The following is a 14,306-nucleotide window of genomic DNA, read 5'->3' on the forward strand; positions in this document are numbered from 1 at the left end:
CGCTCGAAGCCGCGGCCCAGGTTGCCGACATCCAGCGCGAGTTCAGCTTCGACCGGCACGACTTCGAGCGGGTGCGCCAACTCATCTACCAGCGCGCCGGCATCAGCCTTCATGACGGCAAGCAAGCCATGGTGTACAGCCGGCTTTCCCGCCGCCTGCGCGAGACCGGTCACCGCTCGTTCGCCGAATACCTGAAATGGCTGGAACAGGCCCAGGGCCCACTGGCCGAGGCCGAGTGGCAGGAGTTCGTCAACTGCCTCACCACCAACCTGACTGCGTTCTTTCGCGAAGAACATCACTTCGCGGTGTTGGCCGAGCACCTCAAACGCATGAGTGCGAGCCGGTCGGTTCGAATCTGGTGCAACGCCGCATCCACGGGGGAAGAGCCGTACTCGATCGCCATGACGGTGATCGAGACCCTCGGTCCGTCGCCGGCCGTGCGCATCTTGGCCAGCGACATCGACACCAAGGTTCTCGCGGTGGCCAGCCGGGGCATCTACTCGCAAGAGGTCCGGGGCTTGTCTACCGATCGCCTCAAGCGTCACTTTCTGCGCGGCACCGGCGCCAACGCCGGCTTCATCCGTGTCAAGCCTGAACTGAGTCGGCTGATCGATTTTCGTCAGTTCAACCTCATGAGCACGACATGGTCCTTAGGGGATCCTTTCGACATCGTGTTTTGCCGCAACGTGATGATCTACTTCGACGCTCCCACGCAGCGCAAGGTGCTCGAACGCATGCACGCGGTGATGCGGCCCGGCGCTGTGCTCTTCGTCGGCCATTCGGAGAACTTCACCGATTCGCGCGACCTCTTCCAGCTTCAAGGCAAGACCGTGTACCGCCGGCTGTGAAGTCGCCAATGACCGCCGCCGTCTCAAGCCAGGCCCGCTTCTGCCGAAATGACGACCATGCTTGTCCGCAGCCCCCTCCCCAGCGCCGAAGCCCCTGCCCCCCGCCTGTCCGGGGGATTGGGTGGCGCGTCCGGTGCCCCCGCAGGTTCACGCTTGGCCGCACTGAAGGCCGCGCCGCGCAAGCCGGGCGAAGCCTCCTTCTTCTTCTATGACGCCCATTTCAAGTCCGAGGCGGTCAAGGTGCTGCCGGGCGAGTACTTCGTCCACGACGAAGACCTGCTCATCATGACCACCTTGGGTTCGTGCATCGCCGCGTGCCTGTGGGATCGAAACGCCCGCGTGGGCGGGATGAACCACTTCATGCTGCCCGAGGCCGCCGGTGCGCAAGACAGCGGACGCTACGGCTCCTTCGCGATGGAGCTGCTGATCAACGAACTGCTCAAGCGCGGCGCCACGCGCAGCACGCTAGAGGCCAAGGTCTTCGGCGGCGGCCAGGTCATCAGCGGCATGAACACGCTCAATGTGGGCCAGCGCAACACCGACTTCGTGCTGCAGTACCTGCACACCGAGCGCATTCCGGTGGTGTCCAAAGACGTGCTCGACATCTACCCGCGCAAGGTCTGCTTCCTGCCGGCCAGCGGCAAGGCCATGGTCAAACGCCTGGCCCCGAGCAACCCCGAAGCCCTGATCGCCCAGGAACGCGCGGCCAGCCAGCGAGTGGTGCCGCCGGCCAGCGGCGCCGGCTCCATCGACTTGTTCTGAGAAAGCGCAAGCCATGTCCAAGATCCGAGCCGTGGTGGTCGACGATTCGGCCCTCGTGCGCAGCCTGCTCACCGAAATCATCAACCGCCAGCCCGACATGCAGTGCGTCGGCGCCGCGGCCGACCCTTACGCCGCGCGCGAGATGATCCGCAACCTCAATCCTGACGTCATCACGCTGGACGTGGAGATGCCCCGCATGGACGGCATCGACTTCCTTTCCAAGCTGATGCGCCTGCGGCCCATGCCGGTGGTGATGGTGTCCACGCTGACCGAGCGTGGCGCCGAAGTCACGCTGCGGGCGCTGGAGCTCGGCGCCGTGGATTTCGTGGCCAAACCCAAGATCGGCATCGCCGACGGACTGCAGCAGCTCGCCCAGGAGATCACCGAGAAGATCCGCGTGGCCGCCAAGGCGCAGGTTCGCAAGCTCCACACGCCCGTTGCCACGGCGTCCGGCCCGGCCGCCGACCACCGCCCTGCCGCCTCCGCGGGCTTGGGACGTCTCTCCACCGAGAAGATCATCTTCATCGGCGCATCCACCGGCGGCACCGAAGCCACTCGGGAATTGCTCACCGCCTTGCCGGCCGACGCTCCGGCGGTGGTCATCACCCAGCACATGCCTGCCGGCTTCACGAAAAGCTACGCAGCGCGCCTGAATGGCCTGTGCCGCATCGTCGTGAAAGAGGCCCAGGACGGTGAGCGCATCTTGCCAGGCCATGCCTACATCGCCCCAGGGGGTCAGCACCTGAGCGTCGAACGCTCTGGTGCCAACTACATCGCTCGAGTGCAAGTGGGCGAACCGGTGAACCGGCACATGCCTTCGGTGGAGGTGCTGTTCAAGTCCGCGGCCCGGGTCGTAGGCCCCAATGCCATCGGCGTGATGCTCACCGGCATGGGGGCCGACGGCTCCAAAGCCATGCGCGAAATGCGCGACGCCGGGGCCTACTGCGTGGCCCAGGACGAAGCCTCTTGCGTCGTGTTCGGCATGCCGCGAGAGGCCATTGCCGCCGGCGCAGTGCACGAAGTCTTGCCGCTGCCGCGGATCGCTCCCCACCTCATCGAGTACCTGCGCAACACCGCCGGCCTGAGCCTCAACCGCGTCTGAGCAGCTGCGCCACCGCCGAGGCCGTCAACGGCTTGTCCAGCAGCGCATTCATGCCGGCTTGACGTGCCCTCACCCGATCGTCGGTGTCGGCACTCATTCCCACCACGGTCACCGAATCTCCCCCCGGCAAGGCCCGCAAGGCCTGCGTGAAAGCATATCCGTCCATGCGCGGCATGCGGCAATCGGTCACCACCAGCGTGTGGCGATGCTCCTGCCACAGCGCCAGCGCCTCGTGCCCATCCTCGGCCAGATCGACGAGACAGCCTTCGCGCTCCAGCAGCGTGGACACGAGCAACTGCTGCACGCGGTCGTCCTCGACCAGCAGCACGCGCACAGCGCCAGAGGCAGCGGAAGGAAGGTTCATGACAGAGACCGGCCGATGCGATGCGACTCAGGCTTGCATGCTGCCACGCAGACCCCTGGGGTCAAGCCTCGGAGCTTGTGAAACCTCTCAATCGAGGGGGTCTTCCAGGAACAAGGCCTGCAAGTCGCTCAGAAAGTCGAAGCCCTTGGCAGTCGGCCACACGCGCTGCCAGTCACGCGCCAGCAAACCCCGACGCTCGGCCTCGTCCAGTCCTGGGGCGATCGCCGACAAAGGCAGACCCGTGCGTTGACCGAACTGCGCCAGCTCGAAACCGTCCTTCAGGCGCAAGGCATTGAGCATGAACTCGAAAGGCAGTTGTTGACGAGCCACCTCGTGCTCCTGCGCCACCGCCTGCCCGTCGCGGGCCGCCGACATGTAGCGCGCCGGCTCGCGGTAGCGGACCTGTCGCACCACTCGGTGCGGAAAGCTCAGCTTGCTGTGCGCACCAGCACCAATGCCTAGATAGTCACCGAAGCTCCAGTAGTTCAGGTTGTGCACGCAGCGATGCCCGGGCCGCGCGTAGGCCGAGACCTCGTAGCGCTCCAGCCCGGCCGCCGCGGTGCGATCGGTGATGCGGTCCAGCATCTCGAAGGCCAGATCCTCGTCCGGCACCGGCGGCGGGTACTTGGCGAAATAGGTGTTGGGCTCGATCGTGAGGTGGTAGACCGACAGGTGCGGTGGCTCGAAGGCCAGCGCCTGGGCCAGGTCGGCCTCGAGCTCATCGAGTGTCTGCCCCGGCAGGGCATACATCAGGTCGAGGTTGAAGGTGTCGAAGCACGCCCGGGCCTCCTCCAGCGCGGCCAGGGCCTGCCGGCGGTCGTGCACCCGGCCCAGACGTCGTAGCTTGTCGTCGTCGAAGCTTTGCACTCCCACCGACAAACGCGTCACCCCGGCCTGGCGATAGCCACGGAAGCGGTCGCGCTCAAAGGTGCCGGGGTTGGCCTCCAGCGTCACCTCGCAGCCCGCCTCCAGCGGCAGCAGCGATCGCACATCGCCCAGCAGCCGGTCGATGGCCTCGGGCGAAAACAGGCTGGGTGTGCCGCCACCCAGGAACACGCTGTGCACCTTGCGCCCCCACACCAGCGGCAAGGCCGCCTCCAGGTCGGCTCGCAGCGCATCCAGGTAGGCCGATTCGGGCAGCGCCGACGCCGACCCGCCCCATTCGTGAGAATTGAAATCGCAGTACGGACACTTGCGCAGACACCAGGGCAGGTGCACATACAGCGACAGCGGCGGCAGCGAGGCCAGGCGCAGCGTGCCTTCTCGCAGGTAGCGTTGCGCCGCATCGGCCGGCGAGACCGGAGACTCAGCCACGGCCCCAGACCTCCCGCATCAGTTCGCGCAGCCGTTGCGCGGCCAGCGCACGGTGGCTGTGGGCATTCTTGGTGGCGGCATCCAGTTCGGCCACGCTGCGGCCCAGCGCAGGGATGTAGACCAACGGGTCGTAGCCGAAGCCACCCTGTCCGCGCGGTGCCTCCAAGATCTGCCCCTCCCACCGGCCCATCGCCACCAAAGGCTCGGGGTCGAAGGCATGACGCAGGGCCACCAGCACACTGACGAAACGCGCCCGACGATGGCTCACGCCCTGCAGACGGCTCAGCAGCCGTTCATTGTTGGCGGCGTCCTGGGCCGCGCGCCGCATCTCGCGGTCGCCTTCGAGGACCGGCGCGGGGGCGAACACCGCCGAATGCACACCCGGCTCACCGCCCAGCGCGTCCACGCACAGCCCGGAATCGTCGGCCAGGGCCGGCCCGCCGCTGGCGCGCGCCGCATGCCGCGCCTTGGCCAGCGCGTTCTCGATGAAGCTGTCGTGCGGCTCCTCGGCCTCGGCAATGCCCAGGCGGCCCTGCGGCACCAGCTCCAGGCCCAGGCCGCCGAGCAGCGCATCGAGCTCACGCAGCTTCTTCGCGTTGTTGGACGCCAGCACCACACGCATGGCAGGGCTCACAACCCCAGGGCCGCACGCTGGGCGGCCAGCAGCTCGCGGATCCCCTTGTCGGCCAGCGCGAGCATCGCATCCATCTGGGCGCGCGTGAAGGCGGCGCCCTCGGCCGTGCCCTGCACCTCGACGAAGCCGCCGCTGCCGGTCATCACGACATTCATGTCGGTGTCGCAAGCCGAGTCCTCCACGTACTCCAGATCCAGCAGCGGCACCCCCTCCACCAGGCCCACCGAGACGGCCGCCACCGCATCTCGCAGGGGCGAGTCCTCGATCAGGCCGCGCTGCAGCAGCCAGGAGACGGCATCGTGCGCGGCCACCCAGGCCCCCGTGATCGCCGCGGTGCGCGTGCCCCCATCGGCCTGCAGCACGTCGCAGTCGAGCTGCAGGGTGCGCTCGCCGAGCCTGGCCAGGTCGAAGACCGCGCGCATCGAGCGGCCGATCAGGCGCTGGATCTCCTGGGTGCGCCCACTTTGCTTGCCGCGCGCGGCCTCGCGGTCGCTGCGCGTGTGCGTCGAACGCGGCAGCATGCCGTACTCGGCCGTCACCCAGCCCTCGCCGCTGCCCTTCTTGTGCGGCGGCACCCGTTCCTCGACCGAGGCGGTGCACAGCACCTTCGTGTCGCCGAAGGCCACCAGCACCGAGCCCTCGGCGTGCTTGGTGTAGTGTCGGGTGATGCTCACAGGGCGCAGCGCATCGTGGGCGCGGCCCGCGGTTCTCTGGAACGGCATGGCAAGGGATCCTCGTTGAATCCGCTATTGTCCCCCGGCCGGGGGCGCGGCCGGAAGGAGGCTCAGCCCTTCTTCTGCGACGAGCGCCTGATGGCTTCGTTGATCTCGCGGATCGAGCGCTCGATCTCGGCCTCGTCGAGCTCGTCGGGTTCCTGGCCGAGCACGCTGGCCTGGATGGTCGAGGCGAAGACCTCCTCACCCAGGGTCTGGGTGGAGATCGCCCGCGTGGAGTCGTCGTCCTCCGAGGACTCCCACTCCACCGCCAGCACGGTGACGTTGTCGCTCTTGGCCCCGGCCTTGCGCAGTGCCATCTCCACCAGTTCGGGCACCGCGTCGGCGATCGGCCGGGTGGCGAGCTGGTCGGTGATGACCTGGTCGGGCAGGGTGCCCCACAGGCCGTCGGAGCACAGCAGGATGCGATCGCCCTGATGCAGCAGCAGCGGGCCCACCGTGTCCACCACCGGCTTGCCCGGGCTGCCCAGACAGGTGAACAGCACGTTGCGGTTGAAGCGTTCACCCAGCCCGACCACCCCGTTGAGGGTTTCCTGCAGCTCAGAGTATGAATGGTCGCGCGTGCGTGCGATCAGCTTGTCGCCGCGCACGAGATACAGGCGCGAGTCGCCGCAATGGGCCCAGTACGCCGCCCCGTTCTGCAACACGCAGGCCACCACCGTGGTGCGCGGGGTGTCGATCAGGGCCCGCTCGGTGGCATAGCGCAGCAACTGGTGGTGGCCGGCGATCACCGCATCGTGCAGGAAGCGGATCGGGTCCTTCAGCACGGGCTTGGCATCGCGCTGGAACAGCGCCGCCATCGTCTGCAGCGCGATCTGCGAGGCCATCTCGCCCTCGGGATGACCGCCCATGCCATCGGCCAGCGCAAACAGGCCCGCGTCGCGCGTGTAGCAGTAGCCCATGCGGTCTTCGTTCTTCTCGCGACCGCCCTTGCGGCTGACCTGGTAGACCGAAAACCTCATGTCGTCCTCGCTGATGGCCGCGCCCTCAGGCCGGCTTGCCGCCCTTGAGGTTCTCGAGCTGCAGCTTCAGGCGCTCGCTGAAGCTCAGCTTGGTGTAGCGCCTTTCGGTCTCCCGCGCCAGCTCCTTCTGCAGCGCGAACACGCTCTGCGGGCGCGACAGCGGGTCCAGCGCCATGCACCACTCGGTCACCTCGATCAGGTTGTCCGAATAGATGTTGCGCAGCCGCGAGAGCGACAGCGCCAGCCGGTCCTTCTCCAGACGCTGCGGCGCGTCGTTGGGCGGATAGCCCTGCATGCAGGCATAGATGCACGCGCCGATCGCGTAGATGTCGGTCCAGGGGCCCAGGGTGCCGTCGCGCCGGTACATCTCGGGCGCGGCAAAGCCCGGGGTATACATCGGCCGGATGAAGTTGCCTTCCTTGCTCAGCACCTCGCGTGCCGCACCGAAGTCGAGCAGCACCGCCTTGTTGTCGTTGGTGATGAAGATGTTGGCCGGCTTGATGTCCAGGTGCAGCATCTTGTGCTGGTGCACGATGCGCAGGCCGCGCAGGATCTCGTCGAACAGCGAGCGGATGGTGGATTCGCGGAAGACCTTGTCGCGCTTGAGCTCGCGGGCCGTGACGATGAAGTCCTGCAGGGTGTCGCCCTGCAGGTAGTTCATCACCATGTAGACGGTTTCGTTCTCGCGGAAGAAATTGAGCACCGAGACCACGCTGGGGTGCGAGATCTGGGCCAGCGAGCGGCCTTCCTCGAAGAAGCTCTTCAGGCCCAGACGGTACAGCGGCTGCTTCTCGGGCTTGACCCGCGGGGCCAGCTCACCCGGAGCGCGCTCGGCCAGCGAGGACGGCAGGTATTCCTTCAGCGCCACCAGGCGCTTTTCTTGATCTTCGGCCAGGTAGACCACGCCAAAGCCCCCGGCCGCCAATTTCTTGATGACCTGGTAACCACCGACCACGGTGCCCGGCGGCAACGGGGAAGGTTTGGGCTTTGACATAATCGAATTTTGCAATGCGATAGGTGCGATGGCAGTTTACAGCATGACCGGCTACGCGAGCGCGTCCTCGCGAGCCCAGGGTTCCCAGGGCAGTGAAGCCCCCGTGCGCGGCACTGGCATCACGGTCGAGCTGCGCTCGGTCAACAGCCGCTTCCTGGACCTCACGTTCCGGTTGCCCGACGAACTGCGCGCCCTGGAGCCCGCCTTGCGCGAGTTGCTCACGTCCCGGCTACGGCGCGGCAAGGTCGAGTTGCGGCTGAACGCCCAGCGGGAGGCCGACGATGCCTGGCCTCGGCCGCAGCCCGACCAACTGGGGCGCCTGGCCCGGCTGGAAGCGACGGTGCAGACCTGGCTGCCCCGCGCCCAGCCGCTGTCTGTGCACGAAGCCCTCCAGTGGTGCAAGGGCAGCTCAGGGGGTGAGCGCCTGGACGAGGCCGCCCTGGTCGCTGCACGCGAGTGCCTCGAAGCACTGGAAGATGCCCGCGCCCGTGAAGGCGAGCGCCTGGTGTCCATCCTGATGGAGCGCGTCGTCAAGCTGCGCGAACTGGCCACTCAAGCCGCCCCGCTGGTGCCCCAGGTGGTGCAGCGCCAGCAAGAGCGTTTCCTGGAGCGCTGGCAGCAAGCTCTGGAATCGGCCGGCGCCACCCAGAGCATGAGCGCCGAGGCGCTGCGCGAACGCGCCCTGAGCGAGGCAGCGGCCTATGCCCTGCGCATCGACGTGGCCGAAGAGCTCTCGCGCCTGTCGGCGCACCTGGACGAGATCGAGCGCTTGCTCGACAAAGGAGGCGAGATCGGCAAGCGGCTCGACTTCCTCATCCAGGAACTGCACCGCGAGGCCAACACCCTGGGCTCGAAGTCGGCCGCGCTGGAGCTCACGCAGATCTCCGTAGAGATGAAGGTGCTCATCGAGCAGATGCGCGAACAGGTGCAGAACATCGAATGACAAAGGATCCGAGATGGATTACCCCGGCAACCTCTTCGTCGTCGCCGCCCCCAGCGGGGCGGGCAAGTCCAGCCTGGTCAAGGCCCTGCTGGAGCTCGATTCCCGCCTCAACGTCTCGGTCTCGCACACCACCCGCGCGCCCCGGGGGCAGGAGGTGGATGGACGCGAGTACCACTTCATCACCGAGCCCGAGTTTCAGGCCATGATCGAACGCGGCGAGTTCTTCGAGTGGGCCCGCGTGCACGGCAACCTCTACGGCACGTCGCGCTCGGCCATCGAGGCGCGCATGGCCGCCGGAGACGATGTGATCCTGGAGATCGACTGGCAAGGCGCACTGCAGATCAAGCAGCTCTTCCCCAACGCCGTGCTGATCTTCATCCTCCCCCCAAGCTGGGAGGAGCTGCTGCAGCGCCTGCGCCGCCGCGGCGAAGATGGCGAGGATGTGATCGCCACGCGCATGGCCAACGCCCGCACCGAGGTGGCCCAAGCTCGGCATTTCGACTTCGTTATAATCAATGCCCTCTTCGAGACGGCTCTATTCGATCTGAAAGCCATCGTGCACGCGCAGCGGCTCAAGTACGTCGCCCAGCGTCGCGCCAGGAAAGCCGTTTTCGAGGCCCTCAACCTGAGCTGACCACAAGGCGCCCCCCAGCGCGCCCTTTGGAGTGTCCATGGCCCGCATCACCGTCGAAGACTGCCTGAAGAAGATCCCGAACCGTTTCCAGCTCGTGCTGGTGGCCACCTATCGCGCCCGCATGCTCAGCCAGGGGCATGCCCCGAAGATCGAGACGAAGAACAAGCCGGGCGTGACCGCGCTGCGCGAGATCGCCGCCGGCGAGATCGGGCTGGAGATGCTGCGCAAGGTTCCGATCTGACCCGCGTCCCGCCTCCGCGGCGGCGGGACCGCTTGGCACCCCCGTCGCATCGCGCCCGATCCCGTATCGGGCGCGGTCGTTTCGGCCGCCGACAGGCAACGGGGGACAATCCGCGCTAAATTCCTGTCATGGCCGCCCGATCCGCCGCTCCCGTCGTCGCCAGCAAGCGCCCGCCCGGCTCCGAGGCGGTGGCGCCTGCTCATGCCGATGCCGCGGCGGCCTCCTTCGCGGCGCTCACCCACAAGCTCGACTACCTCGACGAAGCCGACATCCGGCGCATCCGCGAGGCCTATAAGTACGCCGATGCGGCCCACCTGGGCCAGTTCCGTGCCAGCGGCGAGCCCTACATCACCCACCCCATTGCGGTGGCAGGCCTGTGCAGCGAGTGGAAGCTCGACGCCCAGGCCATCATGGCGGCGCTGATGCACGACGTGATGGAAGACAGCGGCGCCACCAAGCTCGAACTGGCCGAACGCTTCGGCACCGCCACTGCGGAGCTCGTGGACGGGCTCACCAAGCTGGACAAGCTGCAGTTCTCCACGCGCGAGGAGTCCCAGGCGGAATCGTTCCGCAAGATGCTGCTGGCGATGGCGCGCGACGTGCGCGTCGTGCTGATCAAGCTGGCCGACCGGCTGCACAACATGCGCACCATGGAGGCCATGCCGCCGGCCAAACGCGGGCGCATCGCCCGCGAGACCCTGGACATCTACGCCCCCATCGCCCACCGGCTGGGACTGAATCAGGTCTACCGCGAGTTGCAGGAACTGTCCTTCGCCCACCTGCTGCCCTGGCGCTACGCGGCGCTGAGCAAGGCCGTGCAAAAGGCCCGCGGCTACCGACGCGACCTGGTCAACCGCATCCAGGCCGACGTGGAGAAGGCCTTCGCCGAATCCTCGCTGAAGATCCAGATCTACGGCCGTGAGAAGACGCTCTACTCGATCTACACCAAGATGCGCGAAAAGCACCTCAGCTTCGCGCAGGTGAGCGACATCTTCGGCTTCCGCATTGTGGTCAACACTCTGCCGGAGTGCTATCTGGCCCTGGGGGTGTTGCACCAGCTCTACAAGCCCATGCCGGGGCGCTTCAAGGACTACATTGCCATTCCGAAGGCCAACGGCTACCAGTCGCTGCACACCACGCTGGTGAGCCCGCTGGGCACCGCGGTGGAGTTCCAGATCCGCACCGAGGCGATGCACATGGTGGCCGAGAAGGGCATCGCGGCCCACTGGCTATACAAGGCCAGCGATGCCGCCGAGGCCACCGAGGCGCAGCGCCTGGGCACGGTGTCGCTTCAGTCGCTGCTGGACATCCAGGACGAGACGCGCGACGCCGCCGAGTTCCTCGAGCACGTCAAGGTCGACCTCTTCCCCGATGCGGTCTACGTCTTCACGCCCAAGTCGAAGATCCTGGCGCTGCCGCGCGGGGCCACGCCGGTCGACTTCGCCTATGCCATCCACTCCGACATCGGCAACCACATCGTCGCCGCCAAGGTCAACGGCGAGCAGGTGCCGCTGCGCACCGAGCTGCGCAGCGGTGACGTGGTGGAGGTGATCACCGCCCCGGTCTCGCGGCCCAATCCGGCCTGGCTGAGCTTCGTGCGCACCGGCCGGGCTCGCTCGAAGATCCGGCACTACCTGAAGAACATGAAGCAGGAGGAGTCGCTGGATCTGGGCGAGAAGCTGCTGGCGCAGGCCATGCGCGGCGAAGGACTGCACATGCCCGCCGGCGACGAAACCCACGGCCCGGCCACCGCGTTGTGGCAGGCGCTGATCCGGTGGAGCGGCAATCGCAACAAGCGTGAACTGCTGATCGACATCGGTCTGGGCCGCAAGATCGCCACCATCGTGGCCAAGCGCCTGGCCAAACTGCTGGTCGAGACCGGCACGAAGCCCGACGCGCTGACCTTGTCGATGAGCCGCTATCTCACCGACGACATCACCCCCGCGCAGGCCATGATCACCCTGGACGGCAGCGAAGGCGGCACGGTGCAGATGGCCACCTGCTGCCGCCCCATCCCGGGCGATGCGATCGTGGGCTACCTGGGCCGGGGTGAAGGGCTGGTGGTGCACACCGGCGAGTGCAACGTCGGCAAACGCCTGTACCAGCGCGACAGCGAGCGCTGGATCGCCGTGGAATGGGCCGACGAGCTCGTGCGCAGCTTCGACACGGCCGTCACGCTGCTGGTGCTCAACCAAAAGGGAGTGCTGGCCAAGGTGGCCCAAGCCGTCAGCGAGGCCGAGGCCGACATCACCCATATCGACATGGGGCACGACCCCGGGCAGTCCACCACCGAACTGAAACTGCTGCTGTCGGTGCGTGACCGCATCCACCTGGCCCAGGTGCTGCGCACGCTCAAGCGCTCACCGCTGGTGCTGCGGGTGGCGCGCGTCAAGTCTCAGTGAGAGGCCCCGGGTGCCGGGTAGCGCACCTGCAGGATCTCGATCCTCTCCACGCCGGCGGGCGTGACCAAGGACACCTCATCGCCCTCGCGGGCGCGCAGCAGGGCCCGCGCGATCGGCGAAACCCAGCTCACCTCCCCTTGCAGGGGATCGACCTCGTCGATGCCCTTGATCGTCACCGTGCGCTCCTCGCCGCGGGCGTTGGCATAGGTGACCGTGGCGCCGAAGAAGACCTGGTCCTTGCCGTGGTGGATGGAGGGATCGGCCACCTCGGCGATCTCCAGGCGCTTGGTGAGGTAGCGGATGCGGCGGTCGATCTCGCGCAGCCGCTTCTTGCCGTAGAGATAGTCGCCGTTCTCGGAGCGGTCGCCGTTGGAAGCCGCCCAGGACACCACCTCGACCACCTTGGGCCGCTCATCGTTGACCAGCGCCACCAGCTCGGCGCGCAGCCGGGCATAGCCCTGAGGCGTCATGTAGTTGCGCGTGCCTTGGGGCAACGCAGGCCGTTCGGGCGCGTCGTCCTCGTCGGTGTTGTCGGTTTCCTTCGTGAACGCCTTGCTCATCTCACCCCCGACAGGCGGTGGGACTCAGGACTTCTCGAGATCCTTGCAGGAGGGCTTGCACACCATCTCGGTACGACCCAGCACGCGCTTGGGCTGCAACTGGTCGGGCGTGCGGTGCTTGCCGCACTTGAAGCACGAGCGGGTGTTGCCGTTGCCCACGAAGGGCGAGCCGCCCACCTTGGAGCGGTAGCGCAGCCCATCTTCCTTGATCTTGGTGGTAACCGGTTTGCTGCTCATGACTGGAAGCCTTCGGTATCGCGCCGAATGCAGGCCGCACACGCCACGCCGCCAGCCACCGCGCCGGGATGAACCGGAACGCCAGGGCGGCGCAGGGGGCCGGGCATGCGAGCTGTCGGTGCGCAAGGCCGGGATGCGGCCGGTTGGGGACAGGAAGGCACGACGCCAGGGCCGTGCCGCGCCTTCGTTCACAGGGCAAAGGCCCAAGGACCACGGCTCGTCGGCAGGGGCATCCCGACGGTGTGCTGCGCTCCGTGAACGGCCCAATATTGTACCTCGACCCGGTCCGCCCTGCAGGGTCAGGCGTGGAAGCCTCGGCCCTGGTCGGCCAGCCGACGCAGCAGCGGGGCCGGCTGCCAGGACGGGTCGGCCCCCGGCTCGGCAGAAAAGCGCTCCAGACAGCGCAGCACCTCGGCCAGGCCCACGGTATCGGCGTAGTACATCGGCCCGCCCCGATGCTTCGGAAAGCCGTAGCCGTGGAGATAGACGAGGTCGATGTCCGAGGCCCGTGCGGCGATGCCTTCCTCCAGGATGCGCGCGCCCTCGTTCACCAGGGCGTAGATGCAGCGCTGCACCACCTCCTCGTCGCTGATCGCGCGCGGCGTGATACCGCGGGCCGAGCGGTAGTCGGCGATGAGCTGCTCGGTCACCGGATCGGGCAGCGGCTCGCGGCTGCCGGCCTCGTAGCGGTACCAGCCGGCACCCGTCTTCTGACCGAAGCGGCCGGCCTCGCAGAGCATGTCGGCCACGACGGGCTGCAGGGGCACGCCTGCCTCGGCCGCACGCCGCTTGCGGGTGGCCCAGCCGATGTCCAGACCGGCCAGGTCGCCCATGCGGAAGGGGCCCATGGCCATGCCGAAGGCCTGCAGAGCGCCGTCGACCTGCTGCGGCAACGCCCCAGCGTGGATCAGGCCCTGCGCAGCCGCACCGTAACGCGCCAACATGCGGTTGCCGATGAAGCCGTCGCACACGCCCGACACCACCGCCACTTTGCCGATGGTCTTGGCCAGCGCCATGCTGGTGGCCAGCACGTCGGGCGCCGTCTTCGCTCCGCGCACCACTTCCAGCAGGCGCATCACGTTGGCCGGGCTGAAGAAGTGCAGGCCCAGCACGTCCTGCGGGCGCTTGGTGAACGCGGCGATGCGGTCGATGTTGAGGTAAGAGGTATTCGACGCCAGGATGGCGCCCGGCTGCACGACCTCATCGAGCGTCTTGAAGACCGTTTCCTTGACGCCCATGTCCTCGAACACCGCCTCGACGACGAGATCGATATCGCGCAAGCCGTCGTAGGCCAGCGTGGGTGTGATCAGGGCCATGCGCGCCTCGACCTGCTCGGCCGTGAGCTTGCCCTTCTTCATCGAGTTCTCGTAGTTGCGGCGGATGGTGGCCAGACCGCGGTCCAGCGCCTCCTGCTTCATCTCCAGCAGCACCACGGGCACGCCGGCATTCAGGAAGTTCATCGTGATGCCGCCGCCCATGGTGCCCGCGCCGATCACGCCCACCTTGCGCACCGCACGCAGCGGCGTGTCGGCCGGCACGTCGGGAATCTGTGCGGCCACGCGCTCGGCGCGCTCG

General features: G+C 67.3%; 15 protein-coding genes and 1 pseudogene. 7 read left to right on the forward strand and 9 right to left on the reverse strand.

All coding sequences use genetic code 11. The features are described 5' to 3' along the window. The first annotated feature begins 29 nt into the window (after nt 1–29). The 3 genes from ACK4ZD_RS09260 to ACK4ZD_RS09270 are packed head-to-tail and all read left to right on the forward strand — an operon-like array spanning nt 30 to nt 2,712. On the forward strand, nt 30–848 hold the full coding sequence (locus ACK4ZD_RS09260; RefSeq protein WP_409660909.1) for a CheR family methyltransferase: 819 nt from the start codon (nt 30–32) through the stop codon (nt 846–848). Nucleotides 849–896: 48 nt separating this feature from the next. After that, on the forward strand, nt 897–1,610 hold the full coding sequence (gene cheD, locus ACK4ZD_RS09265) for a chemoreceptor glutamine deamidase CheD (RefSeq protein WP_409660782.1): 714 nt from the start codon (nt 897–899) through the stop codon (nt 1,608–1,610). Nucleotides 1,611–1,623: 13 nt separating this feature from the next. After that, complete coding sequence (locus tag ACK4ZD_RS09270; RefSeq protein ID WP_409660784.1) at nt 1,624–2,712, forward strand: chemotaxis response regulator protein-glutamate methylesterase; 1,089 nt, start codon at nt 1,624–1,626, stop codon at nt 2,710–2,712. Here the strand turns inward: ACK4ZD_RS09270 and ACK4ZD_RS09275 are convergent. The 6 genes from ACK4ZD_RS09275 to ACK4ZD_RS09300 all read right to left on the reverse strand — a co-directional run bounded on the left by ACK4ZD_RS09275 (nt 2,699) and on the right by ACK4ZD_RS09300 (nt 7,714). Then, nucleotides 2,699–3,076 (reverse strand): response regulator, encoded by a 378-nt coding sequence (locus ACK4ZD_RS09275; protein WP_409660787.1) that lies wholly within the window; start codon nt 3,074–3,076, stop codon nt 2,699–2,701. The genes ACK4ZD_RS09270 and ACK4ZD_RS09275 overlap by 14 nt on opposite strands. Before the next feature lie 87 nt (nt 3,077–3,163). Next, entirely contained in the window at nt 3,164–4,390 is a 1,227-nt protein-coding gene (gene hemW / locus ACK4ZD_RS09280) for a radical SAM family heme chaperone HemW (protein ID WP_409660790.1), read from the reverse strand. Beyond that, nucleotides 4,383–5,012, reverse strand: coding sequence for an RdgB/HAM1 family non-canonical purine NTP pyrophosphatase (rdgB, locus tag ACK4ZD_RS09285; protein WP_409660912.1), 630 nt, complete (start codon nt 5,010–5,012; stop codon nt 4,383–4,385). Before rdgB ends, hemW begins: the two co-directional genes overlap by 8 nt. 8 nt (nt 5,013–5,020) lie before the next feature. Beyond that, nucleotides 5,021–5,746, reverse strand: a complete 726-nt coding sequence (gene rph, locus ACK4ZD_RS09290) for a ribonuclease PH (protein ID WP_409660793.1) — start codon at nt 5,744–5,746, stop codon at nt 5,021–5,023. 62 nt (nt 5,747–5,808) lie between these two features. Continuing rightward, nucleotides 5,809–6,720 carry a PP2C family protein-serine/threonine phosphatase gene (locus ACK4ZD_RS09295; RefSeq protein ID WP_409660796.1) on the reverse strand — a complete coding sequence of 304 codons (912 nt, stop codon included), beginning with the start codon at nt 6,718–6,720 and terminating at the stop codon, nt 5,809–5,811. Between the two features lie 25 nt (nt 6,721–6,745). Then, the gene (locus tag ACK4ZD_RS09300; protein WP_409660798.1) at nt 6,746–7,714 is read right to left on the reverse strand and encodes a serine/threonine protein kinase; all 969 of its coding nucleotides are present in this window, start codon (nt 7,712–7,714) and stop codon (nt 6,746–6,748) included. A 28-nt stretch (nt 7,715–7,742) separates the two neighbouring features. Here ACK4ZD_RS09300 and ACK4ZD_RS09305 point away from each other — a divergent pair, with 28 nt between their 5' ends. From ACK4ZD_RS09305 to ACK4ZD_RS09320, 4 genes are all read left to right on the forward strand, one after another. Beyond that, nucleotides 7,743–8,657: a YicC/YloC family endoribonuclease gene (locus tag ACK4ZD_RS09305; protein WP_409660801.1), complete on the forward strand. Its 915-nt coding sequence runs from the start codon at nt 7,743–7,745 to the stop codon at nt 8,655–8,657. Between the two features lie 13 nt (nt 8,658–8,670). Then, nucleotides 8,671–9,291, forward strand: coding sequence for a guanylate kinase (gene gmk / locus ACK4ZD_RS09310; RefSeq protein ID WP_409660804.1), 621 nt, complete (start codon nt 8,671–8,673; stop codon nt 9,289–9,291). Nucleotides 9,292–9,328: 37 nt separating this feature from the next. After that, nucleotides 9,329–9,532, forward strand: a complete 204-nt coding sequence (rpoZ, locus tag ACK4ZD_RS09315; protein ID WP_409660806.1) for a DNA-directed RNA polymerase subunit omega — start codon at nt 9,329–9,331, stop codon at nt 9,530–9,532. Between the two features lie 128 nt (nt 9,533–9,660). Then, on the forward strand, nt 9,661–11,934 hold the full coding sequence (locus ACK4ZD_RS09320; RefSeq protein ID WP_409660809.1) for a RelA/SpoT family protein: 2,274 nt from the start codon (nt 9,661–9,663) through the stop codon (nt 11,932–11,934). On the opposite strand, the gene greB is transcribed toward ACK4ZD_RS09320, so the two are convergent. From greB to ACK4ZD_RS09335, 3 genes and pseudogenes are all read right to left on the reverse strand, one after another. Continuing rightward, nucleotides 11,928–12,494 carry a transcription elongation factor GreB gene (greB, locus tag ACK4ZD_RS09325; RefSeq protein ID WP_409660812.1) on the reverse strand — a complete coding sequence of 189 codons (567 nt, stop codon included), beginning with the start codon at nt 12,492–12,494 and terminating at the stop codon, nt 11,928–11,930. The two genes, ACK4ZD_RS09320 and greB, sit on opposite strands and share 7 nt — an antisense overlap. A gap of 24 nt (nt 12,495–12,518) precedes the next feature. Next, a complete protein-coding gene (locus ACK4ZD_RS09330; RefSeq protein ID WP_409660815.1) occupies nt 12,519–12,731 on the reverse strand; it encodes a hypothetical protein in 213 nt (70 codons plus the stop codon). Nucleotides 12,732–13,030: 299 nt separating this feature from the next. Continuing rightward, nucleotides 13,031–14,296 (reverse strand): annotated as a pseudogene (locus ACK4ZD_RS09335) (3-hydroxyacyl-CoA dehydrogenase NAD-binding domain-containing protein); the annotation flags it as partial. Nucleotides 14,297–14,306 lie beyond the last annotated feature (10 nt).

This window comes from Caldimonas sp. (genome assembly GCF_046291045.1).
In the GTDB taxonomy this organism is placed as follows: Bacteria; Pseudomonadota; Gammaproteobacteria; order Burkholderiales; family Burkholderiaceae_C; genus Caldimonas.

Bases quoted from the DNA above. Each gene is read 5' to 3' on its own strand.
- cheD (WP_409660782.1), top strand. From the start codon at position 897: ATGACGACCATGCTTGTCCGCAGCCCCCTCCCCAGCGCCGAAGCCCCT.
- ACK4ZD_RS09270 (WP_409660784.1), top strand. From the start codon at position 1,624: ATGTCCAAGATCCGAGCCGTGGTGGTCGACGATTCGGCCCTCGTGCGC.
- ACK4ZD_RS09275 (WP_409660787.1), bottom strand. From the start codon at position 3,076: ATGAACCTTCCTTCCGCTGCCTCTGGCGCTGTGCGCGTGCTGCTGGTC.
- rdgB (WP_409660912.1), bottom strand. From the start codon at position 5,012: ATGCGTGTGGTGCTGGCGTCCAACAACGCGAAGAAGCTGCGTGAGCTC.
- rph (WP_409660793.1), bottom strand. From the start codon at position 5,746: ATGCCGTTCCAGAGAACCGCGGGCCGCGCCCACGATGCGCTGCGCCCT.
- ACK4ZD_RS09295 (WP_409660796.1), bottom strand. From the start codon at position 6,720: ATGAGGTTTTCGGTCTACCAGGTCAGCCGCAAGGGCGGTCGCGAGAAG.
- ACK4ZD_RS09300 (WP_409660798.1), bottom strand. From the start codon at position 7,714: ATGTCAAAGCCCAAACCTTCCCCGTTGCCGCCGGGCACCGTGGTCGGT.
- ACK4ZD_RS09305 (WP_409660801.1), top strand. From the start codon at position 7,743: ATGGCAGTTTACAGCATGACCGGCTACGCGAGCGCGTCCTCGCGAGCC.
- gmk (WP_409660804.1), top strand. From the start codon at position 8,671: ATGGATTACCCCGGCAACCTCTTCGTCGTCGCCGCCCCCAGCGGGGCG.
- rpoZ (WP_409660806.1), top strand. From the start codon at position 9,329: ATGGCCCGCATCACCGTCGAAGACTGCCTGAAGAAGATCCCGAACCGT.
- ACK4ZD_RS09320 (WP_409660809.1), top strand. From the start codon at position 9,661: ATGGCCGCCCGATCCGCCGCTCCCGTCGTCGCCAGCAAGCGCCCGCCC.
- greB (WP_409660812.1), bottom strand. From the start codon at position 12,494: ATGAGCAAGGCGTTCACGAAGGAAACCGACAACACCGACGAGGACGAC.
- ACK4ZD_RS09330 (WP_409660815.1), bottom strand. From the start codon at position 12,731: ATGAGCAGCAAACCGGTTACCACCAAGATCAAGGAAGATGGGCTGCGC.